The sequence below is a fragment of the Streptomyces sp. NPDC055078 genome (assembly GCF_053607985.1).
In genome coordinates this window covers 1-1469 of the sequence record NZ_JBSGUP010001091.1, presented here as the reverse complement: position 1 = coordinate 1469, position 1469 = coordinate 1, and the positions used below count along the sequence as shown (strand labels likewise).

The window sequence follows — 1469 nt, the reverse complement described above, 5'->3', positions numbered from 1 at the left end:
GGTGGCCGGTGGTGGGCGTTGGGCTCTTAAGGAGGGGAGGGGGAGGGGCGCTCATGCCGCCCTGCCCTGCGGGTTGTGGGTGATGGACCAGTTCAGGGCGCTGGTGATGACCGGGGTGCACTCGGATTCCCGCAGTCCGGCCGCCTCCCCCGCTCCCTTAAGAGCGTCCTCAACCGCGTGCCGGGGGAGGTCGCCGGACGCGACGAAGCGCCCCAGGGCCCGCGCGGCCCGCAGAAGCGTCGAGTTCCGGGTGCCCTCCGCAGCACGGGCGACGTTCGCCGTTTCGGCCGTGAGGGCTGCTGACGCGTAGCGGGACGCCCGTACGGCCGAGGGTGCAGCCGTTAGTGCCCGCAATGACTGACAGGGCGCCAGAAGGGCGTACACCCATTCGGGGAGGGTGACGGCGGGGGCGGGGTCGGTGACCTCGTAGGCCCCGGCGGGGGTGAGGCTGCCGACGCCGACGACGTACCCGCCCCACGCGCGGGTGTCCACCAGCGGCGCGAGCCTGCCCGCAGTATTGCTCAGCCGGATGCCGCGCGGGGCGGTGAAGTACAGGTGCTGCCCGCCTCCCGCAGTCCGGATGGTGCGGGTGGCGGGGACTGCGTGTCCGGCGCGCTCGCAGAGCGCCGTAAAGGCCGTCACCCCGTCAGGGGTGCCCTTCTCGCCCTTGCTCTTGTCGTTCTGCTTGGGCATGTCGAGGTCCACCACGACCAGCCCCGAAGGGCCCGTGGCGATGCCCAGGTTGTAGGGGGCGGTGGACCACGCGCGCCGGATGCGGTCCGGGTCGGTGGTGGCCCTGTCCTCCCATTTCTGGTGGCCGGTGGCGCAGGTACCGGTCCGGGGGCACCGTGCCTCGCTGTGGAGCGCGGGGCGCTTGCTCCCGGGGCGCAGGGGGAACACCGCCCACCCCCGGGCGGCGGTATCGAGCGCCGCATGCAGCAGCGCGGCCTTGCGGTCATGGGTCATGCTGGGTGTCTCCAGTTCTCGTGAGTGCTGGGAGACGAGAGCGGCCCCGGTCATTGGCGTGAGAGGGGCCGCTCTCGGTTGTTGTGGGGGTTAGTCGGTCGGGGGCTGGTACTTCTTCGCGAGTTCGCGGATCCAGGTGGGCCAGTGCTCGGGGTGGTTGTCGTAGTAGGCGACGGTCATACGAGCGGAGCCGTCATGGAGGATTCCGGGACGGCCGGGCTTCCAGGGCCCGGTGACCTCAGCCGCGACGGGGTCAGGTCGTCCGGGGGCGAAGTAGAGCGTCACGGTCTCCGGGATGACGATGACCTTCCGGCCGAGCCAGTCGAAGCACTCGGGCTTGCCGGTCACAGGCACGCTGATTTCGATGCGGGTCAAAGCGGGCTTCCTCAGGAGGCTTTGAGGCGGCGGGGGCGGTGGGGGATCGTGACGGGGGCGGTTGACGGCTTGTGGCCGCTCTCGGGGTTCCAGCGGCCCGGGGCGGGTCCGCATGGCATGTCGGGTGC

At 71.3% G+C, this 1469-nt stretch carries 2 protein-coding genes; both read right to left on the bottom strand.

All coding sequences use genetic code 11. The features are described 5' to 3' along the window. Nucleotides 1-51: 51 nt before the first annotated feature. Nucleotides 52-966 carry a bifunctional DNA primase/polymerase gene (locus ACWF94_RS40390; RefSeq protein ID WP_453500269.1) on the bottom strand — a complete coding sequence of 305 codons (915 nt, stop codon included), beginning with the start codon at nt 964-966 and terminating at the stop codon, nt 52-54. Nucleotides 967-1056: 90 nt separating this feature from the next. After that, nucleotides 1057-1341 (bottom strand): hypothetical protein, encoded by a 285-nt coding sequence (locus ACWF94_RS40385; protein ID WP_453500267.1) that lies wholly within the window; start codon nt 1339-1341, stop codon nt 1057-1059. Between the last annotated feature and the right edge of the window lie 128 nt (nt 1342-1469).

What these genes read in the sequence shown, in the direction of transcription:
- ACWF94_RS40390 (WP_453500269.1), bottom strand. Translation starts at nt 966, where the DNA reads ATGACCCATGACCGCAAGGCCGCGCTGCTGCATGCGGCGCTCGATACC.